At 47.4% G+C, this 16,449-nt stretch carries 16 protein-coding genes; 1 reads left to right on the forward strand and 15 read right to left on the reverse strand.

Annotated features, from left to right (window positions below):
• Positions 1–66 precede the first annotated feature (66 nt).
• Positions 67–651: an elongation factor P gene (gene efp / locus B7990_RS05610; RefSeq protein ID WP_072827029.1), complete on the reverse strand. Its 585-nt coding sequence runs from the start codon at positions 649–651 to the stop codon at positions 67–69.
• Between the two features lie 41 nt (positions 652–692).
• Between efp and B7990_RS05615 the strand changes: the two genes are divergently transcribed.
• The gene (locus B7990_RS05615) at positions 693–1,661 is read left to right on the forward strand and encodes a KamA family radical SAM protein (protein ID WP_088640049.1); all 969 of its coding nucleotides are present in this window, start codon (positions 693–695) and stop codon (positions 1,659–1,661) included.
• A gap of 60 nt (positions 1,662–1,721) precedes the next feature.
• On the opposite strand, the gene B7990_RS05620 is transcribed toward B7990_RS05615, so the two are convergent.
• The 14 genes from B7990_RS05620 to B7990_RS05685 form a co-directional block, all read right to left on the reverse strand.
• Positions 1,722–2,480: an outer membrane beta-barrel protein gene (locus tag B7990_RS05620; protein ID WP_088640050.1), complete on the reverse strand. Its 759-nt coding sequence runs from the start codon at positions 2,478–2,480 to the stop codon at positions 1,722–1,724.
• Between the two features lie 30 nt (positions 2,481–2,510).
• On the reverse strand, positions 2,511–3,470 hold the full coding sequence (locus tag B7990_RS05625) for a hypothetical protein (protein WP_141099220.1): 960 nt from the start codon (positions 3,468–3,470) through the stop codon (positions 2,511–2,513).
• Positions 3,467–4,291 carry a TIGR02147 family protein gene (locus tag B7990_RS05630; RefSeq protein ID WP_088640052.1) on the reverse strand — a complete coding sequence of 275 codons (825 nt, stop codon included), beginning with the start codon at positions 4,289–4,291 and terminating at the stop codon, positions 3,467–3,469. The genes B7990_RS05625 and B7990_RS05630 overlap by 4 nt, the downstream gene beginning before the upstream one ends.
• A 174-nt stretch (positions 4,292–4,465) precedes the next feature.
• Positions 4,466–5,518, reverse strand: coding sequence for a hypothetical protein (locus B7990_RS05635; protein ID WP_088640053.1), 1,053 nt, complete (start codon positions 5,516–5,518; stop codon positions 4,466–4,468).
• Positions 5,519–5,704: 186 nt separating this feature from the next.
• The gene (locus B7990_RS05640) at positions 5,705–6,385 is read right to left on the reverse strand and encodes a hypothetical protein (RefSeq protein ID WP_141099221.1); all 681 of its coding nucleotides are present in this window, start codon (positions 6,383–6,385) and stop codon (positions 5,705–5,707) included.
• 229 nt (positions 6,386–6,614) lie between these two features.
• Positions 6,615–7,199, reverse strand: coding sequence for an imidazoleglycerol-phosphate dehydratase HisB (gene hisB / locus B7990_RS05645; RefSeq protein WP_088640055.1), 585 nt, complete (start codon positions 7,197–7,199; stop codon positions 6,615–6,617).
• Between the two features lie 11 nt (positions 7,200–7,210).
• A complete protein-coding gene (locus tag B7990_RS05650) occupies positions 7,211–8,149 on the reverse strand; it encodes a helix-turn-helix transcriptional regulator (RefSeq protein ID WP_088640056.1) in 939 nt (312 codons plus the stop codon).
• 3 nt (positions 8,150–8,152) lie between these two features.
• Positions 8,153–8,725: a nucleoside triphosphate pyrophosphatase gene (locus B7990_RS05655; RefSeq protein ID WP_088640057.1), complete on the reverse strand. Its 573-nt coding sequence runs from the start codon at positions 8,723–8,725 to the stop codon at positions 8,153–8,155.
• A 182-nt stretch (positions 8,726–8,907) separates the two neighbouring features.
• Positions 8,908–11,388, reverse strand: coding sequence for a putative LPS assembly protein LptD (locus B7990_RS05660; protein WP_254917344.1), 2,481 nt, complete (start codon positions 11,386–11,388; stop codon positions 8,908–8,910).
• 71 nt (positions 11,389–11,459) lie between these two features.
• Entirely contained in the window at positions 11,460–12,269 is an 810-nt protein-coding gene (locus tag B7990_RS05665; protein ID WP_088640059.1) for a PDZ domain-containing protein, read from the reverse strand.
• A gap of 153 nt (positions 12,270–12,422) precedes the next feature.
• The gene (locus B7990_RS05670) at positions 12,423–13,532 is read right to left on the reverse strand and encodes a hypothetical protein (protein ID WP_088640060.1); all 1,110 of its coding nucleotides are present in this window, start codon (positions 13,530–13,532) and stop codon (positions 12,423–12,425) included.
• Positions 13,533–13,542: 10 nt separating this feature from the next.
• Entirely contained in the window at positions 13,543–14,349 is an 807-nt protein-coding gene (locus B7990_RS05675) for a metal ABC transporter permease (RefSeq protein ID WP_088640061.1), read from the reverse strand.
• Positions 14,350–14,368: 19 nt separating this feature from the next.
• Positions 14,369–15,166: a pyrimidine 5'-nucleotidase gene (locus B7990_RS05680; protein WP_254917345.1), complete on the reverse strand. Its 798-nt coding sequence runs from the start codon at positions 15,164–15,166 to the stop codon at positions 14,369–14,371.
• A complete protein-coding gene (locus B7990_RS05685; RefSeq protein ID WP_088640063.1) occupies positions 15,117–16,424 on the reverse strand; it encodes a deoxyguanosinetriphosphate triphosphohydrolase in 1,308 nt (435 codons plus the stop codon). Before B7990_RS05685 ends, B7990_RS05680 begins: the two co-directional genes overlap by 50 nt.
• Positions 16,425–16,449: the final 25 nt, after the last annotated feature.

Here is a 16,449-nt window from a genome sequence, read left to right on the forward strand (position 1 = left end):
GCAAGCATGGTCGCAACACTCGCCTTCTGAGTTGTCTTCCGCGCTACGCGCTCCAGGATGACAAGATTACTTAGCGCGTTCGAGGTAAGAACCGTCGCGGGTGTCCACGCGGATCTTGGTGTTGTTTTCGATGAAGAGCGGAATCATCACCTTAGCGCCAGTTTCGAGAGTAGCTTCACGCATCACGTTACCGCTGGTGTTGCCCTGAACTGCCGGAGGTGCGTCAACGATCATCAAGTCAACGAAGGTCGGCGGGATAACTTCGATCGGAAGTGTAGCCATCGTCTTCGGGTCCTTCCACCAAGTGACTTCGACAGTTGCGCCATCGAGGAGCCAGACTTCGCAGCCATTGAGAGCTTCCTTGGAGATTTCTTCAGTTTCCTGAGTTTCGCTGTTGAGGAAGTACCAAGTAGAACCGTCGTTGTAGAGGTAGGTCATTTCGGTGTAGGTCACATCAGCTTCTTCCACCGTATCACCGCTCTTCCAAGTGCGTTCGAGAGTACGGCCTGTCACCAAGTTCTTGATACGAACGCGGTTGAAAGCCTGACCCTTACCCGGCTTCACAAACTGGTTTTCGATGATTTCATACGGCTGACCATCAACCATGATTTTCAATTTTTTACGGAATTCGTTGGTGCTTACAGTACCCATATTATCCTCTTTTGGTTTTTGATTCTAAATTTAGCAATATAATGGACAATTCTGTTAAAACCTTCACGCATATTTCTGAATTTTTAGACTATTTGGGCAATGATTTTACCGGTTTGACAAGCGAAATGCGCACAAACCTCGACCAAGAGCCCACGTTCGCATTCAACTGTTCCAAGCACTACGCCGACCTCATCAAGAATTCGGCCGAGCCCGTCAAACTGCTACGCGAGGTTCTCCCAAGCAAGGACGAACTCAAGGAAGCCCCCGGCTTTGTCGATGACCCTGTGGGCGACCTCCCCGCCGGCAAGTCCGAATGCATCTTGCAAAAGTACGACAACCGCGCCCTCATCGTTTCGACTTCTGCCTGCGGTGTGCGCTGCAGGTTCTGCTTTAGGCGCAATTACCCCTTCCAGGACACACAGAATATCGCGAGTGAAGTTTCGAACTGGCTCGACGTCCATACGAGCATTTGGGAAGTCATCCTCTCGGGCGGAGACCCGCTCACGCTTGGCCCGGGACCGTTCCGCGACCTCGTGGAAGCAATCGCATTCCACCCGTCTGTCACGACGCTCCGCATCCACACGCGACTCCCGATCATGCGACCGGACCTCGTGATGCAGCATTTTGAACTTTTGCGCGAACTCCCCGCGCGATTCAACTGCGTACTCGTGGTACACGTGAACCACCCTGATGAATTGGACGAAGAATCTGCCGCCGTTTTTGCACAACTTAAATTCAGCGGTTGGACGCTCTTGAACCAGAGCGTTCTTTTGAAAGGCGTGAACGACGAAGCCGAAACGCTTGAACGCTTGAGCCGCAGGCTATTTGAGCAAGGAGTGCTCCCCTACTACCTGCACCAGCTCGACCACGCGAAAGGTGTCGCCCATTTTGAAGTCAGCGACGAACGAGCCCGAGAGTTCATCGCGCAAATCCGCACCAAGCTCCCCGGCTATCAAGTGCCCAAGCTCGTGCGAGAAATCGCCGGAGAAAAGAGCAAGACACCGGTGTAATGAGGTCGCAACCTATGGTTGCTTTGAGGTATGGGCATTATTCGATAAAGCGAGAATCGTTTAAAACCAATAGCCGATGCCGAGCTGAATTTTGTTGAATAGGTAATACGAACCGACCATACCTTCGTCGATATATTCGAATTCCTTTTCGACGGATTCGGTACCCGTCGCATTGTCCGTACGGCTATTCCATCCAGAAACGGTGTAGCTGCCACAAGTTTTATTGACCGTCACAACATCGGTCAGTTGATATGACAAGTGCACATCGACAAAGAGGCCAAAAGAAAATTCGTGTCCGAGACCTACAGATAAGCCTGCTCCGAAAAAGCGGTCGTCATGGCATTTGTCCTGCCGATGTTCTTTCGGAATATAAAATTCACTTTTTCGCATAAGCAAAAAATCAAAAACCGGCCCCGCCTCGAAATAAATTATTTCTGGAATCTGGAACTGCGCCATCACAGGAATTTCTAAATAAAGTAGATAATCCTTATTATCACCTTCCCACAAAGATTCTGAGCATCCATCGCAGCTAACACCCATTTGTTGATCGTCCGAAATAAAATAGCGGTAGTCTAGCCCGACCGAAGGATGCAGCGCAAAACGGTTCGAAAGCTGGTACAGCGCATCAAACGAAAGCGTTGCGCCGGACCCGACACCGTCCGCATAAACACCCCAGGGAGCATCGGTAATCTCGTTAACCTTACTCAAGTTCAAGTGAGTTCCCAATCGCAAAGGTCTGTCAGTCGCAGCAGCCGATTCAGCCCCACCGGCTAGCAAGAGAACGACTGCGGCGACCTTCATCATTTTTTCAAACAACATATTTTCTTCCTAACACGGTTTACAGTATTTTTATTCACGCCCGATAATGCTTTCAATGCATTTTTCAAATTCAGAAATATTGTCCTTTTTATATCGCAACGCATGCGCATCTGAATCCGAATCTTTTGTGAGAAAATCCAGATAAGGTGCATTTTCTTCACGGCATAATTCAGGCGTGACATGATTCATCTTGCTATAATGGCCAACGCATGTCGTCCCGTTAGACGTAAGCCTTACAGCCACGCTATCGCTATAACGGACATAATCCAGTTTCAAGTCAAACGTACGACCTTCATGCGTAAACTTTATGCTCTTATTCGTTTTCTCCTGAACCGTAATTCCGTATTTCTCAGGACTATTGTTAGTACGTGAATAGAAAACATCTTCGAACATAATGGTGTTGTTACCGTTCAAGAACCGGAATACATCACCCACAAAATCCGAGTTCATATAATCATAGTTTGCCATATCACCAGCACGGAATTCAACATCGTTTCCATCGAGTTTAATAAACTTATCGTAAGCGTCATTGTTACAGTAATAGACGCCATCGATATAAAAGCACGGCGTCAGGCGCCAAGTTCCATCCAACTCGCCAGAAGTTCCGCCAACATATTGAACCGTCTCAAGTTCTTTTGTTGTTTGATCTTCGTAAATGAAAGAAAGTTGCAATGTATCATTGCGGAAGTTATAGGCATAGTGATTTGTATCGGCAAAATAATAGTCTGGATCATAGAAGAGCGATCCATCGCGCTTAAAGCAGCCTCCAAAAATTTCAGATACAAACGTTATAGAATCCTGAGACGCATTAACCAGCACCTTGCCCTTTTCCACCACGCGGCTCATCGCAAAAGCATCTTCCAGAGAATTATCTTCATCGACCATACCAGTCGTATTCGAATCATCGGTAAACCCAGCACAACCGGCAATAAAAGCCATACAAGTACAGCCTACGGCAAAGAAATTTCGAATAAAATCTACAGTTTTCATTTATCCCCCACTTTTTTACACAACGGAAACAGTTGCAAATTCATACGATAAACACAATCGTATTTCTTTACGTTAGAAACAATGCTCGCCACTTTTTTACGGAAAGCGTCCAGTTCTTCAGTAAGGCGTTCGTAAGCCTCCTTATCAAGCCCCATAGTCACCCCAGAAATATGCCGTTCCCTTCGTGAAAACCTGTTCAAAGCATCAGACGCAAGATTCGCATATTGCTTTTGCATATTGACAACCGTTGCAGAAACAACTTCGCGAGAACTCGAAATGCCCACACTCGTTTGCACATAATTTCCGCATTCATCCTTTTTCAGAACGCCAAGCGATTCCTGAAGCTCTAAAGATTTTCGAGCATCGGCGGCAGGAATCGGCGGAATAAGCGCATGCCCCATTTCAAGCGGAGTAGCGCCTTTCATAATCGGAGCAAGTTCCCTGAGAGCCGGATTCACCCACGACGAAAAATACGCAAAGGACTTGGATTCTAAAAACTCAATTTTATTCCCTTGCGCAATCTGCATCATCTTTTCAAAAGCCGCCTGGCGCAGATCTGGATTCGAAGAATCACAAAACGTAACCATTTCACGGAAATAATCCGCCTGCGTACCAGACAAATTCATTGCAGGCAAAACTTTTTCAACACCAATTTTTGAAAGCCGCGTTTTACCGTCACAAACAAGTTTCAAAAAACCCGATGACGAAAACCCGGCAAGCATTGCAAATCTGCGCCACGTAAACGCAGACTTCTTTTTACGGCATTCGTAAAAATCCTGCATGTACGCGCGATAATCTCTATATTCAAAAACGGATTTCATATTTATTCGCTTTTCTAAAGCTAAAATAAATAATCTGTCCTAAAAAAGCAATGTACACAAAACAAAATTGCGTAAATTTTTACAAAATCAACGCTTAAAAACGCTATTTTAAAATTTTCACTTTACCATATGAAACAGTGTGTTTCATAAGCAAAAATACGTTTTTACCGAACACTAACACGCAAGCACAGATTCGATAAATTTCCTTTCCAGGAAATCATCAAAAACAGCCGGCGGCATCACATTCAATTCTTCGTTTTTGCTATAGACAAGGCAGTTCCCCTTTGGGCCGCCCAGCCAATCCATCCCCTTAAACATAAGGGTAATGCAATCGTCAACGGAAAAATCAGCAATATCAATTTTGGCGAATTCGGAATCTCCATTACATGCAAAGTTTGAATGAAACAGGGCCGCATTGTACTTGGGCTTGAACTTTTCAATAAAGACACGCTCAGTTTCCAGCGAAAGCAATTCGACAGATGGGAAATTTTTCCCCATCAGCGGAGATTGAAACTCATTTATCGAAACAGAATTACCGATTAGAAGGCTATTATCGCGTTCCAGGACATCAAAGAACAGCAAAACAACGTCATCGCGGACGTCCTCATAATCCTCAATTTCAGATTCCAGCATATCCAGAATCGACTCATGATGCCCATGATGAGCCTTTACATTTTCGCCAGTCACCTTCCCTATGAACATCACCTCGTAATCCCAAAAGAACTCTTTGGACTTATCAAAGTTCGGAATATGGAGTTGCTTGCTCAAATAGAGGTACAAAATTTTTTCAGGCGTAAGCCAAGTGACAAAAGAGTCCTCATCAAGGCACTTCTTCAGATCCTTAGCGCTCGCTTTTTCGTACAAGCCCGAATCAACCTCATAGATTTTCAATCGATGAGCAACGGGGACAACCTCGTTATTTGCAAGAATGTGTATTTCTTTATCACCGGCATCTAAAACAAGAGTTTTTTTCGTGCTAGTCTTGAAAATAGGCTCTTTTGTAGGGATCGATACACTTAAGCGCCCATGAACGCCGACAAGATCAAATTCTATCTTATGGCCATTAAATTTCAGATTGCCAAAATAAAGGCGCGACTTCTTAGCGACCATATACACATGGGCTTCGCTGACTGCTTTCAACACATTTGCATCGTTCTTGACCCATGCAATATCATGAAAAGACAACGGACAACACGCTAATTTCAACGTCGTAGAAATTACCTTCATATCGACCTCGCGATATCACCCATACAATGCGAAACATAAATTTTTTCTTGAAATATCAAAGGAAAATATTAACAAAAATTTACGTTAATTTTCTTACACAATTAGCCAATTTTTACAGAAAAAGGCGAAACCGAAGTTCCGCCTTGGAAAGATTTACAAGATGTGTGTGGGGGGAAGCGGTTAAAACTACACCTTTTCCACATTAATATTCGGCAATGCCCCTAGCCCATTACTAACATAATCAATTTTCAAATTGATTTCGCTCGATTCTATATTATCTCCATAACATTTAATTTTCACAAAGCAATTCCCCGTAACATACGTCATCTGTGGATTTTGATTCAAATGAGGTAAAACAAATTTGGTAGAAAGACGATTTACCATATCCACTGAGGACTCTATAAAGTCCAAATAGACACATTGTCCAGAAGCAACATCACGATAAACACTATCTAAATGAGTCCATTTAAATGGAGCAGGAACAATTTTACGGGGAGTTCCATAAGCCCCTTTAATTTCTACAGCTTTTACAAATATTTTTTTTACCGTTTTTCTAGAATCATTTTTGAATACAAGTCGATAAATTTCATAAGCTCGACAATTTTGAGCATTTTGTGGAATCTTTTCCACACGCAAAAAAACTATGTTAGGTTTTTCTGAAAAAAAATCTTTTATTCTATCACCGAAACAACCAAAAACAACAGCGGCAATTGTTGCGACAGTAGTTGAGATTGCAGCAATCATATTAGAATCCATATGCAAAAAATCCTTACAATATTTATAACACACTCCAAAGCAGCATACAACACAAACGATTATTACAGAAATAAGCAATAATTCCGCAAAAAAATCTCTAATTTTCTTCATATTTCACTTTCTATCACAAGCAACAAATCACATACAAATCATAGTATTTTTATTTGCAAATTCAACCAACACATTACAAATAAATACTTTTTATTTCTTACAACAGAACTATTACAACACAAAATGCCGGAACAGTGTCCAGCATGACTATAAAGATAAAGCCCGCTTTCGCGGGCTTGACAATTTCGGCGATTTTCGCGCTTCTCAATCGCAGCGACTCTCGTGGGCCTTACAGAACACCCTTGCTGCTGGGAACGCCCTTCACGTTGCGGGAAGGTGCGACAGCCATGGCGACGGCGCGGGCAAAAGCCTTGAAGATGGATTCCAGGCAGTGGTGGTTATCCTTGCCATAGAAGAGTTCCACATGCAGGTTCATGCGAGCGTTTTCGCAGAGGCTCTTGAAGAAGTGTTCGAACATGCTGGCTTCAATTTCGCCTGCGGTTGCTGCGGGCAAATTCACATTCCATACAAAGCCGATGCGGTTGCTAAAGTCGATGCACACGCGGCTCAAGGCTTCGTCCATCGGGACAAAGTAAAAACCGTAACGTTCGATACCCTTCTTGTCGCCGAGGCATTCAACAAGCGCCTGGCCAAGCACGATGGCGATGTCTTCCATGCTGTGGTGCATATCGACTTCGGTATCGCCCTTGCAGGTCAAATCGAGGTGGAATCCACCGTGGACTTGGAACAAGTTAAGCATATGATCCAAGAAGCCCGAACCCGAGCTGATCTTGCCTCTGGAGCAATCGTCCAAATTCAAGAAAAGTTGAATGTCGGTTTCACTCGTCTTGCGAGAAATCTTAGAAGAACGCATCTTAGCACCTCTTATTTAAGGACACGACCGTCATAGACACTAAAGCGAGCCACACGGCCAAACTTCGGCACAGGCACAGGCGTTTCCACGCCGTTCAAATACATTTTGCTGATAGCGCGCGGTTCACCAATCACAATGTAGAGCGTACCACTTGCAGTATAGACAAGCTTGTTATCAACAGTTGCAATGTTCGCTTCTTTCACAAATTCGTCATCATCTTCATCGCGCTTGATGCCGACCCAAGAACGCATTTCGCCGGAACCGACGAGTTCGATTCGAGTGCGACCGTTATCCGAAACCGGACCAGTCACAGTATCCTTCTTGGAGGTCGAAGAGATAAAGATTGTTGCAGATGCCGGGAGATTTTCAGCTTTTTTCACAGCCTTGTCGACTTCGGCCTGCGTCACCGTCTCGTTTTTCTCGTCCTTGATGGAATCGACCGGAACCTTGATTGCACCTTCAGGCATATCCTGGTTGACTTCCGAAGAATCGTCAGCAGCAACTGCCGCCGGAGGATTGGCTTTAGCATCTGAGGTAGCATTGTCACGGGTTACAAAATGAAGCCCGACAATGAGAAGAACCAAAATGGCTACGATTGCTATAGGCACGGCCTTGCTGCGCGGCTTCTTTTCGTCTTCGGTCACCGGAGCGATATTCTTGATGGGTTCAGCTTCACGAATTTCGTAACTAGAACCCACTTCCTGGGTGTACATTTTAAGGATGGCCTTTGTATCCAAGCCAAGCTTTGAACTCACGGAATTCAAATAGCTACGAACATAAGCTTCAACCGGCAAGGATTTCCAGTCGCTCGCTTCGATAAAGTGAAGCATTTTCACCGAGATTTTCGTGCGCTCGGCAAGATCTTCTATAGAAAGCCCTTGAGATTCGCGAACGCGGGCCAAGAAGTCACCAAGGCGTTCGTTTGGATTTTTCTCTTCCAACTGAATCATTTGCTATACCCTAACTTGTAAACCATCCAACATTTCCAGTGTACGTGCAACTGGTAACCCAACCACGTTGTAGTAGCAACCGTTGATAGACTTGATCAAGCGCGCGCCATTCGTCTGAATGCCATAAGCGCCGGCCTTATCCATCGGGTCCTTAGAATTTACATAATCTTTGAGTTCTTGTAAGGTGCAGTTTCTGAAAAACACCTCTGTTTTCTCCTCGGACGCGCTGAGGATTTCTCCGTTACGCGCAATCGCAACTCCGGTGATGACAAAATGCGAACGGTTGTTTAGTTTGCTCAGCATTTCAAGAGCGTTCGCCTCGGATTTTGGCTTGCCAAGCGGCTCGTTATCCAAAAAGACAAGCGTGTCAAAGCCGAGCACGTAAGCATCGCGTTCCTGGCGAGAAACGGACAGCGCCTTGATGCAGGCGTTTTCACGCGGAAAATCAAGCGGGTTTGTGCTTGTGGGCTTTTCATCTTCGCCCGAGACAACTACGCGGAACTTAACTCCCAGCTGCTTTAAAATTTCAGAACGGCGCGGAGATCCGCTTGCAAGGATTATTTGGTTATTGGTCATTGGTTGTTGGTCATTAGATATTGGTCAATAGTTATAAGGTATGAGGTCGGCACGTTGTGCCTCTGAGCACACTTCGCTTTGGGGTCGCCTTGCTTTGCAAGGCTTTGGGCATTTCTAAGGACAATAATCTCATACCCCATACCTCAAAGGGGCGCAAGCCCCGTGCCCATACCCCACAGCCATTAATCATAACTCTTCGTATCGGTGCTGCCGGCGTTAAGCTTGATATCCGGCAAGTCGCGGACATACACGGAGAAGCTCCAGCCTGCGGCAGGCCCTGTCGGGGTCCACGTAAAATCTAGCTGCCAGCAGTGCAACGAACGCTTGAACGTAAACTCGTGCGAGACAAACTTGCCTTCATTATAATCATAGCGGGTGCTGTAAGACACATCCCAGTTCACAGTCGGCTGGAATGTGGCAGAGATCCCGGTCGAATGAGAAATATTGTCTTTGAACAAATTCTTTGCGACTCGCGTACTGCTAAACGAATAACGATAATCCAAGCTCAGCGACCACTTGAGCATTTCATATTTTTCAAGCTGCGACGGAAGGCCGCCGTTAAAAGTTCCGCTCCAGTGGAAGCTCTTTGAAAGTTCGTAGCCCCAATACGTGAGTTCCGGGAACCTTACCTTGTTCGGATTCACATCGTACTTGTGATAGAAGCTATGACGCGTATTGATGGTAAACATGTAGTCTGGCAAAATCTGGAAGCCGAACGACGAAGAGATATCCGAGAAATTCAGGGAATCGGCAGCAAAGTTGTACGAAAAATTATGCCTTGTCGTGAGCAAGCGACGAGTGCCGTACTGATCTTCAACAGCCTTCGCGCGCTTGGCCGAATCACCACGACTCGTATCGGCATGCCCAGCCACCTTGAGATACTTGATATCAAAGTCGTTACTCAAGCTAAAGCCAACCGTCTGTTGCTTTTCCTGATACGGAGACTGCCCCAAAAGCGGATGCGGCGCAAAGGTCTTTACAGTATCAATTTCAGGAGCATACGTGTAGGAAACGCTCGGAGAAAGCACGTGGCGAATACCGGTGAATCGTCCGATTTCAGGAACCCAGATACCATAGAGCTTAGTATCGGCGGTCAAGCTGTAATTGTGATTATAAGCCACATTGCCATAAGTTCCGGCATCCGGATTAAAGCTCATGTAGCGTTTTCTTTTGTACAAAGAATCGTTCGGATTGCGCCAGGAGGTACCCGTCCAGTAACCAGAAAAAGAAGCTCGCGGAGTTATGTTGATCACATCAAAAAGACGTCCCGAGTAATCCAATGTATAATTTCCCGTGTACCCCAGGTAATGGGCCGCCGTATCTTTGTTCAAAGTCGTATCGCGAGCCTTGCGCATGTTGTAGTTAAAGCGGTTCGTAAAGCTGTAGTTGAACTTTTCAAGAAACGACTGGAACGATCCATCTTCTGCGGCAACCTCGCCTTCTTCCAGTTCAAAGTTGAAAAGGTTTCCGCTCATGCGGTACTGGATATCGGGCAAGTTGCGTTCGAGCATGCCGGTCGTGAGGTTGTGGCTCTGCGAGATTTTCACCGTCAAGCTCTTGTTGTTCCCGAACTTACCAGAATAAGCAAGAGAAGCGTTTGCCTGCTGGTTCAAAATGGTACTCGCCTCTAGCGAATTTTCCTTACGGATGCTTCGGTCGCTCACAAAAGAACCCTGGCCGCTCAACGTGTGCTTGGCATCCGGAGTCAAGTTCTGGTTATGGGAAAACGAAATGTCGTAACCGCTGTTGCTGAAATCAAATTCCTGGAGGTAACTCGTGTACTTCAAGTAGCCATCCAGCAAATAACGTTTCTTGTAACGAATTTCGCCCGACAAGGTCGATTTTTCAAACCGAGCCTCGTCGCCTTCGATAATGTCAGCGGAAAGAGTTGCATCCCAGTAATCGTTAGCGGCGTAATAGAAACCGATATTGCGCAAATAGAATCCCTGCTTCTGGTCACCACCGAACTTCGGCGTCAAAAGGCCGGATTTACGACCACTCTTGAGAGGAGCGACAATCATCGGAAGAACCGCCACCGGCACATCGGCAATGTTTAACACCACCGGCCTTGCAGTAATCGTCTCCTTGGGCTTGACCACCATGCGTCGGCCATAGAAGTAAAAGTGCTGATGCGTCGTATCGTTACACGTACTGAAGTCGCCACGGGCAATCTGGATTCGCGTATCAGGCAAGCGGCGGACTTCCATACCATTCAACTGCTGGTTATCCTGGAATGTAGTAGCGTAATAGACTTCACCAATTTTGGACTTAAGGTTGTACTTGAGGCGCATCCCAGACAAAGACGGGTTTTTCGCTTCGCGGAGAACTGGATTACCGGAAGCCGCAAGGATCTGGTTTTTCTGGTCCATCCAGATCGTGTCCGACTCAAGCGTTGCGGTACGGTACTTGAGCTGTGCCGACTTATTCAGATTAAAAGTCGAAGTTTCAACATCGTAGACCAGGTCTACAGCATGATACTCAATCGTATCGACACCCGTCGTATCGTTCATCCAATCGACCTCAGTCGTATCTTCGACAGGCTGTTCACGCTCTTCGAGTTCAAAGCGGGTCATCTCCTCGCCATAGGAGCAAGGAGCGAAGACCACAGCGACAAGAATCGCGAAAACGGCCCACAAAAAGCGATGGGTTTTGGATAAAATCACGGTTCCACAAGATAGAAAAAAGAACGCTCCAAAATAGCAGCGTTCTTCAAAATTTTTGTTTAAAGCGCGAATTACTTCAGCACAGCATTTGCACCGCTCACGCTGCCATTGTGGTCAATGGAAATAACATAGCGGCCATTCGAAATCTTGGAACCGTCCCAGTTGAGCGTATTCACACCAGCGACAGCATTGTCAAGGCCAAGCTTTGCCACCTGTTCGCCATCGGCGTTCAAGATCGTCACGGTTGCACGGCCCGGAGACTTAAGCGTAAATGCAATTGCCTTGCGACTGAAAAGGCGGAGGCTTGCATCGCCCGAGCGGACCGGAGTCGTCTTTGCGAACCTCGGGGCAGACTTAGCCTTTTCCACATAAATTCCGTTGACATCAGCAGAGGCTACAGCCACATCGTTCTTGATGAGATTTCCACGGCTAAGCACAGCGACGAGCTGCTTGTCGTTTTCGGTAGCGCTGGCAAACGTTTCAAGTTCATGAACATTCACACGTTCCTTGTCGCCATACCAGTTCTTGACGGCCTTGTTGTCCAAGTCCTTCACCGTAATCTGAGCGCGACGGATCACGGCAGAATAGGTTTCGCCATTGCTTGTGTAGGTGATTTCGAGCGGCTTGTTAACCTGACCGCGAAGCTTAGACTTTGAAAACTCGATATCCTGTCCCTTGAGGCTTACACCATCAACAGACGTGATGATATCGCCAGCACGGAGATTGGTCTCTGCAGCAGGCGTACCCGGGATGACTTCTGCCACGTGGACACCTTCGCCCACCTGATAAATCGTAATGCCTACGCCACCAAAGGATTCGTCAGCCATAAGCGGAGCCGTCATCATAGCGGCAATCAGAGAAGCCTTAACGAAAGAATTCATAAAAATCTCCTTAATATTTACTTTCTTAATATAATATAAATTACTGCATTTTTAAAGAAATGCCCCTAAAAATCAAGTCTAAATGGGCTGTAAAAAGGCAATGCCGGCTCGATGGCCGGCATAATGCATTAACAGGATGTCGTAAAGACTCTTTTATTCCGTCATTTCCTTTGATTCGTCGTAAGACGGGCGGTCGTCTTCATAGTCCTTGATCGTCTTGTCGCCAGGAACAACAATCAAGCCAAGCGTCACCGGTTCGCCCTTCAAGTTGATGTAGGCTTCAAGATAAAGCGTCGTCGAGAGGCGAATGAGGCGCAAATCCATCATCGTGCCGCCCTTGTGGATGCTCATCGGGTCCAAATTGAAGAAGAGAAACTTCTTGTTGATGTATTCAAAGCGATCCTTTTCGTAGTTGATAGACCATTCCGTATCGCCGTCGTTTTCCTGGCGGTAAGTGCAGCGGTCATTGTCGATATCGCATTCAAAGCTCGCGCTTTCCTGGTAGCGCTTGTTCCATTCGCGGCTAAAGGCGCAAGACTGTACGCGAGAACCGCTACGATTCTTGTTCAGCTGGTCGTTAATGACCACGTAATCCATCTTCATGTTCTTGACCTGATTGTAGACATTCATGAGGATGATGTAAGCTTCGATATCCTTCGGGCACTTGCCTGTGAGATTCACATCTTCGTGCGCCTTCAAAAGCGTCTGCTGCAATTCAATGTCGATAGCATCCGGAATTTCACTCTTCTTGATTTTGTCAAGCGTTTCCTTAGGCGGCACATGGATAATCTTGTCACCCTTCTTGATGGCGTAACCGAGCTGGTCGCGCACATAGTCCAAGCACTGCTGCACGTGAATATGCACCGTATTGGAACCTGCGGAAACGAAGTCCGCACCAATGCGCACGTTCCATTCATCGGCTGTATTTTTTGCGGCCTTGTCAAGCTCGCAGAACGGCTCTTCGCGGGTACCATCCACAAAAATCAAGTTCACGTGGAGCTTTGTCACAAGCGATTCTTCCTTGTTGATGGCACTGCCCAAGCTCCAGAAATTTGGATTCAGGCGAAGCACTTCAGCAAAAGCCTTGTCGCCATCGAACGCCGGCAAAAGAGAATCGTTACGGGCGTTTTTCTCCTGCAACAGTTCAGAATAAGAAGTCTTGACATCCATGTTGTCAAACGAGTTACGAGCAACCGCCGAAAAAGCCGAAGTGGCCAAGAACGAACACGCAACAGCAATGGACATACCCAATCTTGAAAACATTTTCCCTCTCCTATTTTTTCACAAATTTTTTTACAGCAAAATTCAGCAAGTACAGGATGACGCCGCCAGCAATAATCGTAGGACCGACGACAAAGTTCAACTGGCATGCAACTAAAAGTCCAAGCACCACGAGTACAAGCGAAACGATGACGGAAACAACCATCATCTGTAGTAAGTTCTTGGCGTAGCATTCCGCAATGTAAGCCGGAATCGTGAGAAGCGCAATCACGAGAATCATGCCCACCGCCTGCACTGCAATCACGACCGTAAGCGCAATCAGCGCAATCAAGAGCATGTAGTAGTTCAGCACAGGAATGCCCCGGACACGTGCAAATTCCGGATCGTACGAAATCGAAAGGAAATTGCGGTAGCAAACAGAAACAGCCCCCAAAATGAACACGAGCAAGCCGCCCATCCACCAGAGAAGTTCTGTCGGCACCGTCAATAGGCTACCGAACAAGAAGCTCATCATCTCGCCGCTGTATCCGGGAGTCAAGTCGGTCAAAATCACGCCAAGCGCCATGCCAGCCGCCCAGATAATCCCGATGAACGTATCGGAGTGCTTGCGGTCGCGCCACGTGAGAGCGCCCATGAGCATGGCACAGGCAAGTGCAAAGCCAAGCGAGCCAAGCATCGGCGAAAAGCCGATAAAGCAGGCAAGCCCCACCCCGCCAAACGAAGCATGTGCCACACCGCCCGAAAGCGATGTCAAGCGGTTTACCACGACATACGTCCCCATGACGCCACAGGCAATGGCTACAAGTACCGCCGCGATGAGGGCGTTCTGCATAAAATCCATGGAAAGCAAGTCGAGCATAGGGCTATGGGGTTTGGGGTTATGGGGTCGCACCTACGGTGCTTTGGGCAGACTGATCACTAGATTCAATCAACTTCTCCCGTAAATTTAGTAAATGCGGGATATGAAAATCCACCCAGCTGGGCGCTTGAATGTTCGGATTTACAAGAACGGTCGTCCAGCCGCGTTCATGGGCGGGTTCCAAATTGCGGAGCGAATCTTCGAGCAGCACGATTTGCGACTTTTCCGACGAATCCTGAGCCAAGACGCCCCGCGCCACAAGCCATTTTTCGATTTTATCATATGCGCTCACGTGAGGCTTGCCTTCCCAATCCATAAGCTTGAGGTCAAAAACATCCTCAATCGCAGAATCGAGCTGCATGTGCGCCATGCCCGCGCGGCTCCAGTCCCCTCGCCCATTCGTAAACACAAAGCGATGCCCCTCAAGCGATTTCAGGAGTTCGAGCTTTTCAGGCGCCACCTTTGGATAAACTAGGTACTCCGGTTCATGGATAAAGTCAAAAAAATCGTCAGGAGCGGTGCCATTCATCGCCATGAGTCCCGAAAGCGTCGTGCCAAAGCGGTGCAGATAATCCTTGCGAATTTCCGTTGCACTTTCAAAAGTCCCGCCCACGGTCTTTTGGACAAATTCAGCAATGCGATGGTCGAGTGAATTTAAGACAACGCGTTCCTCTTCGCCATAAAGCGTGAGGTCGTAATCGAACAGCCAAATTTTCGAGGCATCATTTTTGATGCCGATATCCAGCGCACTCACAGAGCAAGACCTCTTAATATCCCATCGCAAGCCCGCCGATTTGACGAGCGAGGTAAGTGGCATAGTTGTCCGTCATGCCGCTCACAAAGTCAAGCACCTGGTGGTAAGCTTCGGCGGTCGTCACGCTCTGGCCAATCTTGGCCTGTCCAATCAAGCGGACAATGCGGTTTGCACGGTACGAATTGCGGTCATTCTGGCGGTAATCGTAAACACCGTTGATAAACGCATCGAGCACGGTGCTGAGCGTCGTATAGCTACCGACTTCAAGTTCCGTCTTGCGGCGGTCGGGGTAAATGCGTTCCACGCCCAAGCGCTTTGCAATGCGGATGCCTTCCATCGTATCCGAACGGGAAAGGTCAATCAGATGCTTGTCGAGCGTCCCTTCCATGATGCGGTCGTAATGCTTTACAAAGAGCACTGCCACGTCATCGATCAAGTTCTGGATGGCGCGCCCGCGAATGCTGCTGAGGAAGTCCCTGAAATTCTGGCCATTTTCTTCGAACTCGCGGTCGATATCGACTTCCGGGCCGCACAAGAAACTGAACATGTTGCGCACATCGCCAAACGTCAAAATGCCAAGTTCAATTGCATCTTCTACGTCGAGAATGGAATAGCAAATATCATCCGCGGCTTCCATCAAGTACACGAGCGGATGGCGAACCCAGACGCCGTTTTCAATTTCTGGAATACCCAGAATCTCTGCGGTTTCGCGATAGAGTTCTGCTTCAGTGCGGAACAAGCTCGTCGGGCAACCGTAATACGCAAGTCGCGGGTACTTGATCATCGAGCCAATCGTCGCATACGTAAGCCGCATTCCGCCATCGAGGAAGTGGTATTCCAGCTTACTCAAGATGCGGTGGCCTTGAGCGTTACCGTCAAAGTTTTCGAAATCCGCAATTTCCTTGTCATTGAGTTCAGACATCGGAGCCGAACGGCGATTCTTGCGGAACCATTCGCGAATAGCGGCTTCGCCCGCATGGCCAAACGGCGGGTTTCCAATATCGTGAGCAAGGCATGCCGACTGCACGATCGTACCGAACTGGTATTCGTTCACGTACTTCGGCAAATGCTTTTTAATCAGGTGATACACCGTAATCGCAAGGCTACGGCCCACACTCGAAACTTCGAGGCTGTGCGTGAGGCGGCTGTGCACATGGTCATTCACCGAGAACGGGTGAACTTGAGTCTTGCGGCCTAAGCGGCGAAATGCAGTAGAAAAAACGATGCGGTCGTAATCGCGATGGAAGTCAGAACGGTTCGGGTCCGGATCGGCCGGGTGACCGTAACGCGTTGCAGAAAGAAGCGTATCCCATTGTAGCATATAATAAATATAGCAATAAGGCAAT

This window comes from Fibrobacter sp. UWB4 (genome assembly GCF_002210345.1).
Lineage (GTDB): Bacteria > Fibrobacterota > Fibrobacteria > Fibrobacterales > Fibrobacteraceae > Fibrobacter.

Coding starts and splice junctions, on each gene's coding strand:
- efp (WP_072827029.1), bottom strand. CDS start 651: ATGGGTACTGTAAGCACCAACGAATTCCGTAAAAAATTGAAAATCATG.
- B7990_RS05615 (WP_088640049.1), top strand. CDS start 693: ATGGACAATTCTGTTAAAACCTTCACGCATATTTCTGAATTTTTAGAC.
- B7990_RS05620 (WP_088640050.1), bottom strand. CDS start 2,480: ATGTTGTTTGAAAAAATGATGAAGGTCGCCGCAGTCGTTCTCTTGCTA.
- B7990_RS05625 (WP_141099220.1), bottom strand. CDS start 3,470: ATGAAAACTGTAGATTTTATTCGAAATTTCTTTGCCGTAGGCTGTACT.
- B7990_RS05630 (WP_088640052.1), bottom strand. CDS start 4,291: ATGAAATCCGTTTTTGAATATAGAGATTATCGCGCGTACATGCAGGAT.
- B7990_RS05635 (WP_088640053.1), bottom strand. CDS start 5,518: ATGAAGGTAATTTCTACGACGTTGAAATTAGCGTGTTGTCCGTTGTCT.
- B7990_RS05640 (WP_141099221.1), bottom strand. CDS start 6,385: ATGAAGAAAATTAGAGATTTTTTTGCGGAATTATTGCTTATTTCTGTA.
- hisB (WP_088640055.1), bottom strand. CDS start 7,199: ATGCGTTCTTCTAAGATTTCTCGCAAGACGAGTGAAACCGACATTCAA.
- B7990_RS05650 (WP_088640056.1), bottom strand. CDS start 8,149: ATGATTCAGTTGGAAGAGAAAAATCCAAACGAACGCCTTGGTGACTTC.
- B7990_RS05655 (WP_088640057.1), bottom strand. CDS start 8,725: ATGACCAATAACCAAATAATCCTTGCAAGCGGATCTCCGCGCCGTTCT.
- B7990_RS05665 (WP_088640059.1), bottom strand. CDS start 12,269: ATGAATTCTTTCGTTAAGGCTTCTCTGATTGCCGCTATGATGACGGCT.
- B7990_RS05670 (WP_088640060.1), bottom strand. CDS start 13,532: ATGTTTTCAAGATTGGGTATGTCCATTGCTGTTGCGTGTTCGTTCTTG.
- B7990_RS05675 (WP_088640061.1), bottom strand. CDS start 14,349: ATGCTCGACTTGCTTTCCATGGATTTTATGCAGAACGCCCTCATCGCG.
- B7990_RS05680 (WP_254917345.1), bottom strand. CDS start 15,166: ATGCCACTTACCTCGCTCGTCAAATCGGCGGGCTTGCGATGGGATATT.
- B7990_RS05685 (WP_088640063.1), bottom strand. CDS start 16,424: ATGCTACAATGGGATACGCTTCTTTCTGCAACGCGTTACGGTCACCCG.